Raw genomic sequence first — 19,191 nt, forward strand, 5'->3', positions numbered from 1 at the left:
GCGTTACCCGTCTATTACTGCGCCGGTGATTGTTCGGCATTAAGGGTCAGACGCGCAACCTGGTTAGTTCTGATAAAACGACTCAAATCGACGGGTTTACCCAGATACTGAATCTGTACAGCTGCCGGTGCGCCAATTTTCAGCTTATAAGGTGCCTGACCGCTCAGATTCAGGTTGCCACCTTTACGTTGCAAACCGCTGAACAACTTTTTACCGGTGGCATCGCTCACTTCCAGCCAGCAATCAGCGGAGAAGTTCAGCACCAGATCCTGAGCTGAAGCCGCCGTAGCGGCCACGTTTGCCTGATCGGTGGGTAGTGGAGAGGTTGGATTCACCGCTGCAGGCGCTGGAGTTGCCGCAGTGTCGACATTTGCCTGAGAAGGCGCAACAACGGCGTTGTTATCTACCGGGGCCGGAGCCGGGGTTGACGCCGCTGGCGCAGTAGAAGTATCTACCGGCGCGCTGTTAGCAACAGCGTCCGGTGCAGAGTTCGCCGAATCATTATCCAGAGGAATATTTTGGCTATTATTATCGCCAGAATTCAGTTCAGCGGTGGATTGATCGGCCATGGTGGAGATCTCGTCCTGCTGCGCTTTGTGGTCTTGCCACCACCAGGCGCCGCTGAGGCCGATCACCACAAACAGGACCAGCCAGGTAAAGCTCATCAGCCAGCCATCACGCTTTTTACGACGTTTGCCCAGCGAGAAACTCTGCATTGGCGCAACTTTTGCCGCGCGAATGGGAGCCTGTTTCGCCATCATTGGCAGCAGTTCTTCTTCGGGAATGTGCACAAGGCGGGCATAAGAACGGATATAGCCGCGCAGGAAGGTTGAAGCAAGATCGGCTGGGGCCTTATCGTCTTCAATATCACGAACCGTGGAAACCTTCAGGCATAAGCGCTCAGCCACCGCTTGCTGGCTGAGTCCGAGTTGTTCGCGGGCCGTACGCAGACGCGCGCCCGTGGTGTTTGCTTCTTGATGGTCTTGAGTGGCTTCAGTATTCATTCGCTACAACTACTGGTACGTGAAATTTAAAGTTCAGCGCCGGTAACCCCGCGCCGCGAGACATCTGCTCAACGTCAGACAAACAGTATAAGGCCGTATGACGTACTATCACAGAGACTTATCAATATTGAATGCTAAGCGGTTGTTGTACCGCTACATACTGCCTCAAAGTCGACAAAAACGCACCGTAATTATTAACCAAACCAGTGTATTTCGCCCGGCTATTCAACATAAATATGCAACGCACAACCCGGGTTGCGCGTTGCATCATTTATCAGATTGCCTTAACGTCGATCGCTTCACCCTGCATACGCTTACGCAACGTGCGCTTGGTGCGGTCGATTACATCACCCGCCAGCTGGCCGCAGGCGGCATCAATGTCATCGCCACGTGTTTTACGCACAATCGTGGTAAAACCGTACTCCATCAACACTTTGGAGAAACGGTCGATACGGCTGTTGGAGCTACGGCCATACGGCGCGCCCGGGAAGGGGTTCCATGGGATCAGGTTGATCTTACACGGCGTATCTTTCAAAAGTTCGGCCAGCTCATGCGCATGCTCGGTACCGTCATTGACGTGATCCAGCATAACGTATTCGATAGTCACGCGACCCTGGTTGGCGTTGGACTTCGAAATGTAGCCACGCACCGAGTTCAGGAAGGTCTCGATATTGTATTTCTTGTTGATCGGCACGATTTCGTCACGAATGGTGTCATTCGGTGCATGCAGGGAGATCGCCAGCGCAACGTCAATCATATCGCCAAGCTTATCCAGCGCCGGAACCACACCTGAAGTCGACAGAGTCACGCGACGTTTGGACAGGCCAAAGCCGAAGTCGTCGAGCATGATTTCCATCGCCGGAACCACGTTGGTCAGGTTCAGCAGCGGTTCGCCCATCCCCATCATTACCACGTTGGTGATCGGACGTACGCCCGTTGCCTTCACCGCGCCGACAATTTTCGCAGCACGCCAGACCTGGCCGATAATTTCCGATACCCGCAGATTACGGTTAAAGCCCTGCTGCGCCGTGGAGCAGAATTTACACTCCAGCGCGCAGCCAACCTGGGAAGAAACGCACAGGGTCGCGCGATCGTCTTCCGGGATATACACAGTCTCAACGCGCTGATCGCCAACGGCAATCGCCCATTTGATAGTGCCATCGCTGGAGCGCTGCTCTTCAACAACTTCGGGTGCGCGGATCTCCGCGATTTCCTTCAGTTTGCCGCGCAGGACTTTGTTGATGTCGGTCATCTCATCAAAGTTATCGCAGCAGTAGTGATACATCCATTTCATCACCTGATCGGCGCGGAAAGGCTTTTCGCCCATATCTTTGAAAAACTCGCGCATCTGCTGACGGTTCAGATCCAGCAGGTTGATTTTGGCATCTTTATTCGGCACCGTCAGAGCGGCGCTATCAGGTGTGACTATTTGTTCAGACATAATTGATCCCGGCCTCGTTATTACACGTTATGGCCCCTGGAGGGTTGAAAAAGAAACGCCCCGGGAGCAACTGCTCGTCCGGGGCGCTGTATTCTACAAAGTCTGGCGCATCAATACCACGCTTGCACGCAGTCAATGATAAAAAAATCGTAACTACATACTTAATCCTCTATGGCTTTTCGATTGTCGCAAGGCGGCAAGCAAGTTAAGCCCCGGGAGCATAGATAACTATGTGACCGGGGTGAACGCGCGCAGCCAACACCGCGACGGTCGAAAAGACGACGAGGATTAGCGGGTGCGCGGGCAAACCTCGCCTTCCGCAAAGAAGAACGCGATCTCGCGCGCAGCAGATTCAACAGAATCGGAACCATGGGTACCGTTCTCGGTAAAGCTATCAGCGTAGTCAGCGCGCAGGGTACCTGCCAGCGCGTTCGCCGGGTTGGTTGCGCCCAGCAGGTCACGGTGACGCTGAACCGCATTTTCGCCTTCCAGCACGGAAACGACGATCGGGCCGGAAGTCATAAATTCAACCAGGCCGTCGAAGAATGGGCGGCCTTCGTGCTCAGCATAAAAACCGCGAGCCTGCTCAACGGTCAGGTGCAGCATTTTGGTGCCGACAATTTTGAACCCTGCAGCTTCAAAGCGAGAAAAGATGCCGCCAATAACGTTTTTTGCCACCGCGTTTGGTTTGATGATGGAAAAAGTACGTTCAATAGCCATGATAACCTCTTATATGTGTTGTTCTGTTTTGCAGATGAGCAGATAAATACGGCGCGAATTATAATCATCATCTACAGCGGTTGCCTATGTGTTTAGGTAACATTTTTTTAAAAAAAAGCGACCTTAAACAACAAATCCGACCAATCTATGACAGCTCCGCTTATTGTACGGTGAAATTCGCGGCAACAATTTGCCCGGCCTCATCCATCACTATCAGTTGATAATTTTCGACGCGTTCCAGGCTGAGGGTCGTGCTGGCCCCTTCCACCGCCAGCGGTTCGCCGTTCAGAAACCACCAGCGCCGCCCTTCCCCGCCGGTCGTTTGCAGCGGTAGCATAACCTTCTGCTCACCGGGCAGACGTTTAATCACCGATCCCTCGCGAATGCCGGATAGCACCAGCGGCGCGGGGTCCGCGGTTTGTACTGGCGGACAATCAGCCGATACTGCAGGCAGCCTGGCGCGACGCCGTTCGCCAACGGGGAGCCAGGGTTCGAGCGGCAACGGCCAGACGTCGATATTTTTTTCCACCGCGCCGGAGCAATCTGCCGCCACCCGCAGCCCTTTGTCATTCAACCATACCGGGAAACGAATGCCGCGAATCCCTTCCTGACCGGGCAGCAGCAGCGTCGGCGGCTGGCTCTCATCCAGCAGCCAGGTTGCCAACCGTCGGCGACAGTTCGCATCTCCTGATGCTAAATGCTGCCCGCCGGGCCAGCAAATGTTCCCGGCGCTGACCGACGATGGACGCGGGTCGGTCGGCAATCCGCCGCGGCCCATCGCTGGTCGCGCCAGCAGCATATTATTCACCTGATTAAGCAACGGCACCGCGCTGGCGAAACCAAACTGCCCGACCACCGGCGTGCCATCGGGCCGCCCGGTCCAGATGCCGATCAGATAGCGGGCATTAACGCCGATCGCCCAGGCATCGCGATATCCGTAGCTGGTGCCTGTTTTCCACGCCAGCGGTACCACCCGCACCAGCGATGCATCAGGAACCGGCTGCGCTTCACCAGCAAGAATACGCCGCACAATCCAGGCTGAACCCGGCGACAGTAGCGGTCTTTCCACTAGCGGAGCGTTCGGTGTGATGCGTAAGCGCGCGGCCTTGCCGTGACGGGCAAATGCGCTATACGCCGCCACGATATCCTCCAGCCTCGCCCCTGCGCCGCCGAGGATCAGCGACAGATTCGGCTCCGCGCCCGTTGGCAGCATCAGCGGCAGACCAGCGTTGCGCAGGTTAGCGGCAAACCGCTTCGGCCCGTAGGCCTCCAGTACCTGCACCGCCGGAAGGTTCAGCGAACGAACCAGCGCTTCGCTAGCGCTCACCGGCCCATGAAAACCGCTGTCGAAGTTGCCCGGCCGGTAATCGCTAAAGCGTCGCGGGACGTCCTGCAATAAAGACGCCGGATGAATCAGCCCCTCATCCAGCGCCATACCATAGACAAACGGTTTCAGCACCGAACCGGGGGAGCGGACCGCCGACACCATATCAATATGACCAAAACGGCTATCATCGCTAATATCCGCCGAACCTACCCAGCCGCGCACCTTCATATTGGTATGGTCAACCACCACCATTGCCAGCGAGCTGCGCGGTGGCAGGCGCGATTTCCAGTTTAACGCCAGATCTTCCAGCTGCCGCTGTAGCCCGGCATCCAGCGTCGTCACCACCTTATCTTCACGGCTGCCCGCCAGCGCGCGGCGGGAAAAAAGCGGCGCCAGCTGCGGCATCTGGCGTGGAAAGAGCCACACTGGTTCTTCGATAGCTTCACGCACCGGTTTTTCAGGCCACACACCCTGGCTCTGCATCCGCAGCAGCACTTTGTCGCGCGCTGCCTGAGCCCGCTCGGGCCAGCGGTCCGGGCGCAATCGGCTCGGCGCCTGCGGCAGTACCGCCAGCAGCGCCGCTTCGCCGTAGCTTAGCTGAGCTGGCGGTTTCCCAAGGTAAGCCCAACTGGCCGCACCGATCCCCTGCAGCGTGCCGCCGAACGGCGCCCGGTTGAGATAGAGCGTAAGGATCTCGCTTTTTGACAGATGCCACTCCAGCTGCAGCGCCCGCCATAGCTGACGCAGCTTGCCGCCGAAGGTGCGAGGATGAGGATCGAGAAGGCGCGCCACCTGCATGGTCAGCGTGCTCCCCCCGGAGATCACCCGCCCGGAGGTCAGATCCTGCCAGGCGGCACGCGCGATCGAGAACGGATTGACACCAGGATGATCCCAGAACCAGCGATCTTCATACTGGATCAGCGCCTGCAAATAGCGCGGTGAGACGTCACCGAGCGTCACCGGATAGCGCCAGACACCCTGCGCATCGGCAAAGCGCCACAACGGCGTCCCGTCTTCCGCAACCACAACCCTTGCGGGCGTAACCTCATGTAGCGGCAGCGGCCATAGCCTGTCAGCCGCCAGCACCGCAAGCCACAGAAGAAAAAAGAACGCCGCCAGCCAGCGCCAGCGGCGTTTTATACCACTCAATCCGCGCATTTACGGGGCGACGGTTAGCGGGCCGCTGGCCGCGCCGGTTGCCCGCCACTGCGGCACATACATCGATTCCACCTGCGGCTGCGGAACCTGATAAGTCCCCGGCGTCACCGCCCGCGCCAGATAAACCAGGGTCACCGGCTGTCCTTCGTTGATAGCCACCGCAGCGACAAAACGATCGTCGCGAAATTCAATGTGCTGGATATCCGCCTGCTGCATCTGGTTGAGCAGATTCTGCACCACCTCGCCATTCTCCTGCAGGCTAGCGCTGCTGTTGGCCAGATTCTGGTTTTCCAGCTCCAGCCCTGCCGGAAGTAAATCGACCACCAGCGCGTCCGGTACGTTGCGTTTGGCTGTGACTTCCAGCTTCACCAGTACCAGCTCACCGCTGCGCAGTGAAGAGAGAGATTTCTGCTGACCCTGAGTATCGAAAATTTGCCGTTCAATACCCAGCACGTTACCGCCAGGCTGTGGAGCGCTCTGCGGATACCCGCTGCTGTCGAGACGTAGCCACAGCGGCTGTTGACCGGTGTTGGTCACCTCCAGCGTCGCCAACTGGTCGCCGGTCAGGTTGCGAGTTTGCGCTTTGTCGCCGGAGAGCGGTTCGGACTGCAGCGAGGTTTGTACCTGCCAGTTGCCAGGAACGTCCTGCAACGAGCGCCCGGCAAGGAATAGCGCGTTGGTCTCCTGCGTTGAGAGCCAGCGCTGACCATAAGCCTCTTCCGCCAGGTTGCTTAGTAGTCTGTTTTGCGCCTCTGGCAGCAGCTTGTTCTCTTCCAGCAACGCCAGCTTCAGCGCATCGTCGCGCAGCTCGCTACCGTAGTCGCCGAGCCAGCGATTTGCATCCTGACGCGGCGTAGACATTGCCAGCTTCAGAGCTTCGTCACCGCGAGGCGCATCGCCCATCGCTTTCAGCGCAACGCCTAACTGCAACAACGGCAGACCAGAACGCGCCTGCTCGTGGCGATTCCAGATTTCGCGCAGCGCGCCGAGCGGTGCTTTTTGCTGCCGCGCCAGCACCAACGCAGCATAGGCCTGAGCAGCAAAGCGGCTGGCCTGGGCATCATCGCTATAGCGAACGGTCATCAGACCCGGTTCCTGTAAATACCGCAGCAGGCGCTGGTTGCCGTTGTTAATAGCATTCGTCGGCACGCTATAGCCCTGCTCTCCCGCTCGCACGAGGAAGTCCATCGCGTAAGCGGTCAGCCAGTACTCTTCCGGTCCTTGTTTATCCCACAGGGCGAAACCGCCATCATCGCGCTGCATTTGCAGCAGGCGCGAAATGCCGATATCCACCGCCGCGCGCCGTTTTTCATCACTGTCTCCGCTGATCCCCAACGCTTTTAGCTGAACGGCGTTGGTATAGAGCGACGGGAACAGTCCGCTGGTGGTTTGTTCCAGACAACCGTAAGGGTAAGCTTTGAGGTCGCGAATATAGCGCGCCAGATTCAGCGGCGGCTTACCACTGAATACCAGTTGCCCTTGCAGCGTGGCGGGCGAGAAGCCCTGACTTTGCCCAGCCGGAGCCTGCCAGCCTTCGCCCGGCTGCAGAACCGCGCCGGAATTCACGGTTTGTGCCGGAAACGCCGGACGCACGCCCAGCGTCCACTGTTTTTGCATCGGGGTGAAGGTTTCGCCAGGCAGGTTCAGACCGCTGATAGTGGCGTTAACATGGCCGTCACCAAAGCCTTCATGGGCGCGAACGGGAACAAACAGAGTGCTGCGCGCGCCGGGCACCAGCTGTACCGGCGGTATTTCCCCGCCTTCAAGCTGCAGCAGGCCGCTGGCGTTCAGCGCAACGTTGAGCGTTTGCGGCTTATCGGTCAGGTTGCTGAGATCCAGCGCCAGGCGTGTCATATCTCCGCTGGCGAGGAAGCGCGGCATGTTCAGCTCGGCAATGACCGGCGCTGCAACGATCACTTTATCTTCACTACTGCCAAAATCATCAGCGCTCCACGCCTGGGCCATCACCCGCAGTTCGCCGTTAAAATCGCCAATCGGTAACGTTACCGTGCCTTCGCCTTTCTCATCCAGCACCACCGGCTGCGCCTGCTGGGCGACAATGGTTACGTGATTAACCGGCGGTTTGCCGCCGCGCTTGAGTTCGTCGCCATCGCCGCCGAAACGCAGGCTAGCGAGCCTCCCCTGCCCTTCAATGACCTGACCGTAGATATCGTAAATATCCGCGCCGTAGCGCTTCTGACCGAAGAAAGCGTTCCACGGATCCGGCGTCGCATAGTCGGTAATATTCAATACGCCGCTATCGACGGCGGAGAGCAGAACGTTGACCTGCTTCGGCATCTCGCCTTCTTTGACGCTGGCTTTCACTTTCACCGTCAGCGGTTGGTTCGGGCGCATTTTATCCGGCGCTTCCAGCGCCAGATTCAGACGGCGGTTTTCATCACCAAGCGGCAGATGCAGCAACCCCACAGCCCGTTTTGGCGTCGCGGAGCGTGATTTATCCCCCGGACGAATCACCAGGGTGCTGAGATACAGGTCGTGGCGATTCCAGGCTTTATCCACCGGAATCGACAAATCCATACCTTCCGCCGGAACATCAATTTCCTGCCACCAAAGCGGCCCCTCACTTGATTCCACCAGCGCATAGCCTTTACCGGCTGCCGGAGCGGCAATGTGCAGCTTGATAGTGTCACCCGGTTTATAGGCTGGTTTATCCAGCTTCATGGTAACGCGGTCCGGACGCGCGGCCCCCTGACCATCGCTGTTATCCTGCCAACTGTATCCGGCCCAGAAACGCACGCTGCTGACAACATCGTCCGGCCCTTTGACCTCCAGTCGATAAGAGCCCCACTCAACCGGGAAGCTGACTTTTGCCGTTTGCCCGGCAGTAAGATCCAGCGACTCCTCTCCTTCCTGAAGATCTTTTTGATCGAACTGCGACTGCCAACCTTCACTATCGGACCAGTTCCAGTAGTAATCGCGGCGTTCGCGAATCAACCGCACCTGTAGACCAGAAACCGCCCTCTTCTCGCCTTTGGCGTCGGCATAGACAATCTCAAACGCCGCGTTGCCGTTTTCATCCACCACCGGCTGTTTGATGGTGCTGTCAGTGCGATAGTCGTATATCTCTTTCAGGGCAAATTCCGGACGAATGCCCGGCAGCGCGTCGGCAGGCCAGATAGGCTGCCGGGCAGTGCGGGTCACCGGACGGCCACCAGATTCCAGCAGGCTGGCCTGCAAAATTACCTGCAGCGGCGAGTGGCTCTCCTGCCACTGGCTGGCGGTGGTCACTTGCGCATGACCTTGCTCATCGAGCGTGGCCTGTACTTCATCCAGGCTGCGGGAAAGGTTCTCTTCGGCAATATCGCCAAACTGGAAGCCCGGCAGCGCTTGCACCGCATCGCGCAGCGGGCGAAGGAACAGCTTGCCCTGTAACTGGTTGCCGCTGGCCGGCGCGCCGTACAGATAAGCGCCGGTCACGGCAAAACTGACATCAGTAGCGGGCGCAATCGGCGCATTTTGCGGCGTCAGGTTCAGCGCCATGCGCTCGGGCATAAAATCTTCAACGTGGAAATCCCACTCGCGCGGCTGGTTGTCGCCAGTGCTGGCGCGGATATGCCACATCCCGGTTGCCGCGCCGCTATCGAGCGAATACGTAAACTGGTACAGACCGTTAACTGGCTTGCTTACCGTCGAACGAATCACCTGGCCGTCCGGCTGCACCACTTCCAGCTTCACCGGCTGCTCGGCCAGCGGTTTGCCGTCGCTATCGCGCAGTAACGCGTTGAGAACCACCGTTTCGCCCGGTCGATAGAGATCGCGCGGGCCGAACATAAACAGTTGCTTAGTGAAGCCCGGCGCACCGGCAATCGAAAACTCCGCCAGATCCAGCGCCGGGAGTTTGAGGTCGAGCAGTGTGGTTTGCCCGTCCTTGCGCGCCAGCAGCAGCGCCGCGTCTTTATCAGTTTGCAGCGTGACGTGTCCCTGAGCATCGCTCTTCGCTTGCGCCAGAGTCTGCCCTTTGGCATTCAGCAGTTGAACGTCAATGTCGGACTGCGCAGCACCGTTTTCGAGGCTCTGGGTAAAGACATCCAGCCGGTTGTGGTAACGGTGTGCGGATACGCCGATATCACTAAGGGTGAACAGCGTCGCGGCGTTGCTGTAGTTATAGTGGCCCGCCTGATTCATCACCGCAATATAGACGCCCGGCTCTTGCAGAGGCTTGATATCCGCCAGCGGCAGCAGCAATTTTTCGCGCGTATTGCGCGCCGGGTTAAGGTCGAAACGGCCGGTATAGACCAAATCGGCCATCTTCAGCAGCTCATCCGACTCCCAGTTGCTCAGCGAATTACGGTATTCCCACTGGCTGACAAAAGCGGAGAGTGATTCCGGTTTGATGCGGAAAAAGTTCACATCGACGTTATCGACATTCAGCGCCATCACCGGTAGTCCGGCGACTACTTTCCCCGGCAGTAGCGAGCCACGGCTGGCAAAACCAATGCTTGGGGCAATATCGCGGGTGGTAATGGTTTTTTCGAAGCTGCTGTCAAAAGTCGCTTTATTCAGCGCCGCCAGGGTTGGGTCCACCGAAACAATCAGCTCACGTTTTGGCTCCAGATGGCGCAACCGTAGCTCTTTAAGATTTGGCGCCAGCTCCCAGGCACCGTCGACTTTGCCGCTCTTTTTGTCGACCAGATGTACGCTGCGGGAGAAATCCTGATCCGGCTGTAAAGGGATAGAAAAAGTCAGCACCAGCGTCGCCGCGCCGTCGAGCTGCACTTCCGAGGCATCCAGCAGCGTTAGCGCTTTGCCTTGGCTTTTTTCCGCCAGCGCCGCCAACTGGGCACTGTCCGGTTTCGCATTGTCTTTATCCGCCGCCGTGGAGGCCGCTGGGGCAGCCGCCTGTGGTTTGCCGCTGTCATCGCAGCCGGTCAACGATAACGCAGTAAGTAGCGCCAGAGATAGCGCCGCCAAACGAAATGGTTTCATCCTTCTAACCCCTCGGCCCAAAAGCCAGATACACTCAGTGAACACATTATTATGCGTGAACGGCAGAATTACCAATAGCACGCTCGTTAACAATGTCCGGCAAAAGAGACCTCTGGACCGAGCATCAGGATTCATGAATTAATCAAATAGGTTAACCCAGGATTTTTCTTACTTCCTCTGAAAAAGGAATTTATTGCTGTCTTGTTATTCTGAGTATCTATCCAAAGCAAACCTATATATACCCTAAATAATTCGAGTTGCAAGAAGGCGGCAAGTGAGCGAATCCCCAGGAGCTTACTCGGGTAAGTGACTGGGGTGAATGAACGTGGCCAACGCATATGCAACTTGAAGTATGACGGGTATAAATTGACAAATCTCGCATTTTCAATTAATTGATATATATCAACGCCTCTAAAGCATAAATTATCTCCCTGGCGAAGATATTATCTGCGCGTTCCGCAGTTACCTGACAACACAATATCCACCCGTCCCATAAACATATATGGGATAAATAATATGGAAGTTATTTATGTCACAAATGGTCGCACTGTCGATTATTGTTTTAATTCTTTATATCGGCGACGTTGTTTCTACCCGCACAAAAGCCTGGATCCCTTCGGTATTTGTCTGCGCAGTTTTGTTTCTGATTGGTTACTGGACATTTTTCCCTGCGGATATTATCAGCCGTGCTGGGATAGGCACCCCTGTTGCCATAATGCTGATGTATTTATTAATCACGAATATGGGCACCCTGCTGTCGCTTAAAGAGCTGGCCCAGCAGTGGAAAACCGTGGTTATCTCCCTCGCAGGTATCGCCGGAATAACGGCCGCCGTTTTTGCGGTATGTATGGTGATGTTCGACCGCAACACCGCGCTGGTCACCATTCCTCCGCTGGTCGGCGGTATCGTCTCATCGCTGATTATGTCGCAAGGTGCAAGCAACGCCGGTCTGGTTGATCTATCGGTTTTTGCCATATTGGTTTACGTGATGCAAGGATTCGCCGGATATCCTCTAACCGCCATCATGTTACAACGCGAAGGCAAAACGCTGCTGGCCCGCTACCGCAGCGGTGAGCACCACCATGATGACGTCCCGGACGAGCACGCTATGCTCGCCGTCGGGGAAGAGAAAATGCCGCGCCTGTTCAGTAAAATCCCTGGCAGCTATAACAGCAACTACTTCAAATTCCTGCGCCTGGCGCTGGTCGGCTGTCTGGCCTGGTTTGTTGCCGACCTTGCCAAGCCAATAGTGAACATCAGCCCATTTGTACTGTGTCTGTTTTTTGGCGTGGTATTTACTTCGCTGGGCTTCCTCGAAAAACACACGCTGCATAAGGCCAACGGCTTCGGCTTCGCCATTATGGGATTGATGCTATTTATCTTTGATACGCTGAATAAAGCGACCCCGGAGATGCTGCTGCGCCTGCTTTTCCCGATGGTAGTATTAATCGCCACGGCGGTTATCGGCATGTTTATCGTCTCCTGGCTGGTTGGGAAACTGCTTGGCGTCAGCGGCCCGATGGCATTCGCCATCTCTCTGACCGCGCTGTACGGTTTTCCCGCCGACTATATTATTACCAACGAGGCCATCAACGCCCTCACCCCCGATGAAAAAGAGCGCCAGATGTTGACCCACCATATGCTGGGCCCGATGCTGGTGGGCGGGTTCGTCTCCGTCACCATGGTTTCGGTGGTATTGGCTGGAATACTGGTCGGTTACCTGACACCGATCGCTGGTTGAGCGCGTTGAATTTTTAGCAAATTATGGAGCCATTGATGATTAACCCTGCCATTACCGAGATTATCGCCAGAGAAGAACCGGCGATGATCGCTTTTCGTCGCGACCTGCACGCCCATCCTGAGCTGCCGTGGGAGGAGAAGCGCACCACCGATCGCGTCGCCGCTGAACTGGAAGCCATCGGTATTCCATACCGCCGTACCCATCCGACAGGCATTATCGCCGATATCATCGGCGGTCAGCCGGGTAAAACCGTGGCCCTGCGCGCCGATATGGACGCTTTGCCGGTGCTGGAGCTCAACGATCAGCTCGACTACAAATCGCAAACGACGGGAAAAATGCATGCCTGCGGCCATGATTCCCATACCGCTATGCTACTGACCGCTGCCCACGCGTTATATGAAATCCGCGAGCAGCTGGTAGGCAACGTACGTCTGATCTTTCAGCCTGCGGAAGAGATCGCTGAAGGTGCAAAGGCGATGATTAAGCAGGGGGCTATCGACAACGTGGATAACGTTTTTGGGATGCATATCTGGTCGGGTACGCCATCCGGCAAAATATCCTGCAACGTCGGCTCATCCTTTGCCTCGGCGGATTTGCTGAAAGTAACGTTTCGTGGCCGCGGCGGTCACGGCTCGATGCCAGAAGCGTGCGTTGATGCCGCCGTTGTCGCTTCTGCTTTTGTGATGAATCTCCAGGCCATCGTGGCGCGTGAAACCTCGCCGCTGGAGTCCGCCGTGGTAACCATCGGCAGAATGGACGTCGGCACGCGCTTTAACGTCATCGCTGAGAACGCCGTTCTTGATGGCACCGTGCGCTGCTTCAGCATTGAAGCGCGTCAACGTCTGGAGGCGGCGATTACCCGCTATGCAGAGCATACCGCCGCAGTCTACGGCGCGACGGCTCAGGTTGACTACTGCTACGGTACGCTGCCGGTGATCAACGAGGAGCGCAGCGCGCTGCTGGCGCAGTCGGTTATCCGCGATGCGTTTGGCGACAAGGTTCTTTTCAACGAAAAGCCGACCACCGGTGGAGAAGATTTCAGTTTTTATATGGAGAATATCCCCGGTGCCTTCGCGCTGCTCGGCTCAGGTAACAAAGAGAAAGGTAGCGATTACGCGCACCATCACGGCTGCTTTAATATCGATGAGCAGGTGATGAAAAGCGGTGCCGAGCTGTACGCACAGTACGCCTGGCGCTACCTGCAGCAAAGCCAGTTTTAACAGGATACTCCCCTGACGCCGTTCGGGGGAATATCACATTACCACCGCATCCCCTTGAAAATGCCTTGTCGATATCGTTAAAAACAACAACAATCACTCTATTGTTGATGACACGGAGGCACTCATGTCTACCTCGTTTTTTGTCGCTGCCGACTGGCTGGCGGAACATATTGATGACCCGGAAATCCAAATTATCGATGCGCGGATGGCCCCGCCAGGGCAGGACGATCGCGATATCAACGCTGAATATCTGGCAGGCCACGTTCCTGGCGCCGTCTTTTTCGATATCGAAGCCCTTTCCGACCATACCAGCCCGCTGCCGCATATGATGCCGCGCGCGGAGGCATTTGCCGTTGCCATGCGCGAACTTGGGGTAAACAGCGATAAGCATCTGGTGGTGTACGATGAAGGTAATCTCTTCTCCGCACCGCGCGCCTGGTGGATGTTGCGTACTTTCGGTGTCGAAAAAGTGTCGATACTTGCGGGTGGCCTCGAAGGCTGGCGTCGCGATGAGCTACCGCTGGAGCAAGGCCTTCCTGAATTGCCGGAAGGTGATTTTGACGGCCGCTTCGATCCGCTGGTGATCAAACGCCTGACCGATGTATTGTTAGTTAGCCATGAAGGATCGGCACAGATCGTCGATGCTCGCCCGGCGGCACGCTTTAATGGTCTGGTGTCTGAACCGCGTCCAGGTCTGCGTAGCGGGCATATTCCCGGCGCACGAAACGTCCCCTGGACCGAGCTGGTGATTAACGGCGAACTCAAAACCGTTGATGAGCTGAACGAGATTTTCGCTCGTCAGGGCGTTGATTTTGAGCGGCCGATTATTGCCAGCTGCGGATCCGGCGTAACGGCGGCAGTGGTGGTATTAGCGCTCACCACCCTCGGCGTCAACGGCGTTAGCCTATATGACGGCTCATGGAGTGAATGGGGCGCGCGGACGGATTTGCCGATTGAACCGGCGCAGTAGATAGCAGATAGAACAACGGGGGCTTAAGCCCCCGTTGTGTTTAGATAATACGATTTTGCTTAAAGTCACGCAGGAAGCTGCCCCAGCGCTTTTCATAGAACGGCGTGATGTGGGCAATCATAAAGTGGCTGATGCCCTTTTCGCCCTCCACCACCTGGCAGATATCAATTGGTTCGTCGCCGGGAAGCGTATCAGTCGCTACGCTGCCGGTTGCCTGAATGATCTCCTCGACGTCACCTTCCGCTTCAATACCAATCAGCAGGTTAGCTGGCGCATCGGCACTGTCTTTAATTGAGCATAAAAACGCACGTTTCACCGTTTTCAGCGTCTTGAACAGCGTAGTCAGCGAATCAACCATCTGCACAGGCGGTTCAGCAACTTCGGACAACAGCAGCGGCGCGCCGCCTTCGAGCACGGTCTGGGTACTCAACGGGCTACCCTCTTCGCCCAGCAGATGGCTAATCTCACGCGGCGCAAACTCTTTGCCGGTCGGCAGTTTGGCATTGAGGTACAGCGTCTCGCCGAGGGTCATAGCGAACAGCGTTCGCACCGGCATCACCACAAAAGACTGCTCGTCTTCCACGGCCTGTTGCAGCGCTTCCAGCGAGGTGAAAAAAGGAATAATCGACGTACCGTCATCTTTTTCCCAGTGCTGCAAATCCAGTACGCTATCTTCAACAACCTGCTCGCCCTGTGCTGCGGCTCCCGGAACCCAAACGGTGGCTTCCAGCAAGGTACTGAAAAACGCCGGACGATGGCCTGGCTCAGTCGCCGCCTTTTCCAGCAGAGTTTCTAGCTCATTTTTAGTTTCGGACATAGTGGTTCCAGAACGGTAATACCCCCTCACCCAGGGAAAAGAGTAAGGTGAGGGGAAAAGGTTATTCCGCAGTCAGCAAATTCGCAATGGTGCGCACACCGAGGCCTGTCGCCCCCGCCGACCACTGCTCAACGGCAGATTTGCGGTAGGTCGCAGAGCAGTCGATATGCAGCCAGCCTTCATGATAGTTCTCGACGAAGTGGGACAAGAAGCCTGCTGCCGTGCTGGCACCCGCCGGATAGGCCGCGCTGCCAGTATTGTTCAGTTCCGCAAAGTTCGACGGCAACTGACCGCGGTGGAACTCGGCCAGCGGCAGACGCCAGAACGCTTCGTTCTCGGCCCGAGCGCTTGCCAGCAGACGATTCGCCAGATTGTCATCAAAGCTGAAGAGCGCATGATAATCGTTGCCCAGTGCGGTTTTTGCGGCACCGGTTAGGGTAGCAGCATCGATAATCAGCTCAGGCTTCTGTGCACAAGCATCAATCAGGCCATCCGCCAGCACCAGACGGCCTTCGGCATCGGTATTCATGATTTCAACGGTTTTGCCGTTGCGATAGAGAATAATGTCGCCAAGTTTGAAGGCGTTGCCGCTAATCAGGTTATCGGCACAGCACAGATACAGCTTCACGCGTTTGTTCAGGCCACGAGTGATAGCAAACGCCAGCGCACCGGTCACCGTCGCAGCACCGCCCATATCGGATTTCATCGAATCCATAAAGGCGCTTTGCTTGATGCTGTAGCCGCCGGAGTCAAAGGTAATGCCCTTACCGACCAGACAGGCGTAAACCGGGGCTTCTTTATCGCCGGTTGGGTTATAGTCCAGCGCCAGCAGGACCGGCGGACGCTCAGAGCCGCGGCCAACGGTGTGCAGACCCAGATAGTTCTGCTCGCGCAAATCTTCGCCCTTTGTGATGCGATAAGAAACATTGTCACAGGCGACGCTGCACAGCAGGTCAACCGCGCGCTGCGCTAACTGCTCCGGCCCCAACTCTTCTGCCGGGGCGTTGATGGTGTCACGGACCCAGTCGATGATGGTCAGGCGGCTATCCAGTTCACTCTTCTGCGCATCGTCCAGAGTTGGCCACTCAACTTTGCGGCTGCCTTTTGGACCTTTATAACCGGCCCAGAACGCCCACGCACGGTCTGTATTCCAGCCCTCGCCATCGAGCGCAACGTGCTTGATGCCCATGCCGTCAATTTTACGCGCTGCGCGCTGGATTAAACCCAGGTCGTCTTTATCGTTCAGGTGCAGGGTGATACCGTCGTTATTAATGCTGTAAGACGCTTTTTCTCCCCAGCGCGCATCGGCTGGCTGATCGGTCAGCGTAATTTTCATAGCTTCGGTCATTATCATTATCCTTCTTAGCAAACGGGCCACCGTATGGCAGCCCGTAAAGTTCTTTCGCTCATTAATTCATCCGACTAAAAGCCGCATAAATCATGACGCGAAAATTATTCTGCTTCGTCTAACCAGACTAGCAGAATCGCCTCCAGAATTTTTTCATTGGATGCGTTTGGATCGTCATTAAACTCTTCCAGCTCGCAAACCCACTGATGCAGATCGGTGAAGCGAACGGTTTTCGGGTCGAGATCCGGAAAAGCATCGTACAGCGCTTCGCCGATTTCACGACTATCGGTCCATTTCAGTCCCATATTAATGCTCGCGTGCGTGGTTGATGGTGTAGCGCGGAATTTCGACGACCAAATCGTCATCGGTCACGCGCGCCTGGCAGCTCAGACGGCTGTCGGGCTCAAGCCCCCAGGCCTTATCCAGCATGTCGTCTTCATCTTCGGTACTTTCAGCCAGCGAGTCAAAGCCTTCGCGCACGATGCAGTGGCAGGTGGTGCAGGCACAGGATTTTTCGCAGGCGTGTTCAATCTCAATACCGCTACGCAGGGCAGCATCAAGGATAGTCTCACCGATCTCAGCTTCCACAACTACGCCATCCGGACACAGGTCCTGGTGGGGCAGAAAAACAATTTTTGGCATTTTAAACCTCGTCCACGGATTGGCCTTTCAGCGCGGTACGGACCGATTGATCCATACGACGTGCGGCAAATTCCTGGGTTTGTGTGTCGATATTTTTAATCGCTTCTTTAATCGCATCGGCATCATCGCCTGCCGCTGCGGTGCGCACTTGCTCCGCAGCGTCATCGATAGCTTGACGCTCTGCGGCGCTTAACAGCGCGGCGTCGGCGGCCAGCGCACTCACCAGACTTTCCAGAACGCGTGCGGCTTCGACTTTTTGCTCGGCCAGCATCCGCGCCTGAACGTCCTGCTCGGCGTAGCTCATCGAATCTTTAATCATGTTGGCGATCTCGCCATCGGTCAGGCCGTAGGACGGTTTCACCTGGATGGAGGCCTCAACGCCGGTCGATTTTTCCATCGCCGTCACGCTCAGCAGGCCGTCAGCATCCACCTGGAAGGTGACGCGAATATGCGCCCCGCCCGCCGGTAGCGCCGGGATCCCACGTAGCGCAAAGCGCGCCAGTGAGCGGCAGTCCTGCACCAGTTCGCGCTCGCCCTGTATCACGTGGATAGACATCGCCGTCTGGCCATCTTTGAAGGTGGTGAACTCCTGCGCGCGCGCCACCGGAATGGTGGTGTTGCGCGGGATGACTTTCTCGACCAGACCGCCCATAGTTTCCAGCCCAAGAGAGAGCGGGATAACGTCAAGCAGCAACAGTTCGCTGTCCGGCTTATTGCCGACCAGGATATCCGCCTGAATCGCCGCGCCGATGGCAACGACTTTGTCCGGGTCAATAGAGGTCAGCGGCGTGCGGCCAAAGAACTCGCCAACGCGTTCACGGACCAGCGGTACGCGGGTTGAACCGCCGACCATCACCACTTCCAGCACCTCTTGCGCCTCAACGCCCGCATCTTTCAAGGCGCGACGGCAGGCCAGCAGCGTGCGTTTCACCAGCGGCGCGATCAGGTCATTAAACTGGTTGCGGGTAATTTCGCCCTGCCAGCCGCCAACGTCCACCCGCGCCACATCGGCATCGCTTAGGGCAATCTTCGCAGCGATAGCCGCATCGAGCAGCTCACGCTGCAGGCGGTTGTTGCTACGATCGGCAATACCCGCCTGTTCGCGGATATGATCGGCCAATAGGTGATCAAAATCGTCGCCGCCGAGCGCGGAATCGCCGCCAGTCGCCAGCACTTCAAACACACCGCGACTTAAACGCAACACGGAGATATCAAAGGTGCCGCCGCCGAGGTCATAAACCGCAATCACTCCTTCCTGACCGGAGTCCAGGCCGTAGGCAATCGCCGCCGCGGTCGGTTCGTTCAGCAGACGCAACACGTGCAGGCCCGCCAGACGCGCGGCGTCCTTAGTCCCCTGACGCTGGGCGTCGTCGAAGTAGGCCGGAACGGTAATCACCACCCCGTCAAGCTCGCCCGCCAGCGCTTCGGTAGCACGTTCGGCAAGTGCCTTCAGGATATCGGCTGAAACGCGAATCGGGTTGAGCAGGCCGCCAGCGGTGTGAATCAATGGCAGGCCGTTTTCACTGGCCTGCAGTTGATACGGTAGATGCGGATACCGAGCTTCGATATCCGCCAGAGAGCGTCCCAACATGCGTTTAACGGAGCTGATGGTGTTGACCGGATCCAGTGCCGCGTTCTGTCGCGCGTCATAGCCAACCGTCAAACCTGAAGCCTGATAGTTAACCACTGACGGCAGCAGGTAGCGCCCTTGATGGTCAGGCAACGTTTCGGCCTGACCGCTACGCACGGTAGCAACCAGTGAATTGGTGGTGCCCAGGTCGATACCGGCCGCCAGACGACGCTGGTGCGGCGCGGCACTCAGACCGGGCTCACTAATTTGTAATAAGGCCATAATT

Annotated in this window: 13 protein-coding genes; 3 read left to right on the forward strand and 10 right to left on the reverse strand. The window is 56.8% G+C overall.

Annotation, left to right across the window (positions count from 1 at the left end):
* Positions 1-14: 14 nt before the first annotated feature.
* The 5 genes from rodZ to QVF11_RS20865 form a co-directional block, all read right to left on the reverse strand.
* On the reverse strand, positions 15-1,004 hold the full coding sequence (rodZ, locus tag QVF11_RS20845) for a cytoskeleton protein RodZ (RefSeq protein ID WP_142513076.1): 990 nt from the start codon (positions 1,002-1,004) through the stop codon (positions 15-17).
* Between the two features lie 274 nt (positions 1,005-1,278).
* The gene (gene rlmN, locus QVF11_RS20850; RefSeq protein ID WP_112215468.1) at positions 1,279-2,445 is read right to left on the reverse strand and encodes a dual-specificity RNA methyltransferase RlmN; all 1,167 of its coding nucleotides are present in this window, start codon (positions 2,443-2,445) and stop codon (positions 1,279-1,281) included.
* Positions 2,446-2,733: 288 nt separating this feature from the next.
* Positions 2,734-3,165 (reverse strand): nucleoside-diphosphate kinase, encoded by a 432-nt coding sequence (gene ndk, locus QVF11_RS20855; RefSeq protein ID WP_004114414.1) that lies wholly within the window; start codon positions 3,163-3,165, stop codon positions 2,734-2,736.
* Between the two features lie 160 nt (positions 3,166-3,325).
* Positions 3,326-5,650 (reverse strand): peptidoglycan glycosyltransferase PbpC, encoded by a 2,325-nt coding sequence (gene pbpC / locus QVF11_RS20860; protein ID WP_287858978.1) that lies wholly within the window; start codon positions 5,648-5,650, stop codon positions 3,326-3,328.
* Positions 5,651-10,597, reverse strand: a complete 4,947-nt coding sequence (locus tag QVF11_RS20865) for an alpha-2-macroglobulin family protein (RefSeq protein ID WP_287858980.1) — start codon at positions 10,595-10,597, stop codon at positions 5,651-5,653. It lies immediately after the preceding gene.
* Positions 10,598-11,126: 529 nt separating this feature from the next.
* Here QVF11_RS20865 and QVF11_RS20870 point away from each other — a divergent pair.
* From QVF11_RS20870 to sseA, 3 genes are all read left to right on the forward strand, one after another.
* Complete coding sequence (locus tag QVF11_RS20870) at positions 11,127-12,338, forward strand: hypothetical protein (protein ID WP_287858982.1); 1,212 nt, start codon at positions 11,127-11,129, stop codon at positions 12,336-12,338.
* 35 nt (positions 12,339-12,373) lie between these two features.
* Positions 12,374-13,558 (forward strand): amidohydrolase, encoded by a 1,185-nt coding sequence (locus QVF11_RS20875; protein ID WP_112215464.1) that lies wholly within the window; start codon positions 12,374-12,376, stop codon positions 13,556-13,558.
* Between the two features lie 124 nt (positions 13,559-13,682).
* Entirely contained in the window at positions 13,683-14,528 is an 846-nt protein-coding gene (gene sseA, locus QVF11_RS20880) for a 3-mercaptopyruvate sulfurtransferase (protein ID WP_112215463.1), read from the forward strand.
* Positions 14,529-14,568: 40 nt separating this feature from the next.
* Here the strand turns inward: sseA and sseB are convergent, their stop codons facing one another.
* From sseB to hscA, 5 genes are all read right to left on the reverse strand, one after another.
* A complete protein-coding gene (sseB, locus tag QVF11_RS20885; protein WP_287858984.1) occupies positions 14,569-15,345 on the reverse strand; it encodes an enhanced serine sensitivity protein SseB in 777 nt (258 codons plus the stop codon).
* A 61-nt stretch (positions 15,346-15,406) separates the two neighbouring features.
* The gene (pepB, locus tag QVF11_RS20890) at positions 15,407-16,693 is read right to left on the reverse strand and encodes an aminopeptidase PepB (protein WP_287858986.1); all 1,287 of its coding nucleotides are present in this window, start codon (positions 16,691-16,693) and stop codon (positions 15,407-15,409) included.
* A 104-nt stretch (positions 16,694-16,797) separates the two neighbouring features.
* Entirely contained in the window at positions 16,798-16,998 is a 201-nt protein-coding gene (gene iscX / locus QVF11_RS20895) for a Fe-S cluster assembly protein IscX (protein ID WP_112215460.1), read from the reverse strand.
* 1 nt (position 16,999) lies between these two features.
* Entirely contained in the window at positions 17,000-17,335 is a 336-nt protein-coding gene (gene fdx / locus QVF11_RS20900; RefSeq protein ID WP_112215459.1) for an ISC system 2Fe-2S type ferredoxin, read from the reverse strand.
* A gap of 1 nt (position 17,336) precedes the next feature.
* On the reverse strand, positions 17,337-19,187 hold the full coding sequence (hscA, locus tag QVF11_RS20905) for a Fe-S protein assembly chaperone HscA (RefSeq protein WP_287858987.1): 1,851 nt from the start codon (positions 19,185-19,187) through the stop codon (positions 17,337-17,339).
* Positions 19,188-19,191: the final 4 nt, after the last annotated feature.

The sequence above is a fragment of the Klebsiella sp. genome, from assembly GCF_027492335.1.
GTDB classification, from domain to species: domain Bacteria; phylum Pseudomonadota; class Gammaproteobacteria; order Enterobacterales; family Enterobacteriaceae; genus Klebsiella; species Klebsiella huaxiensis.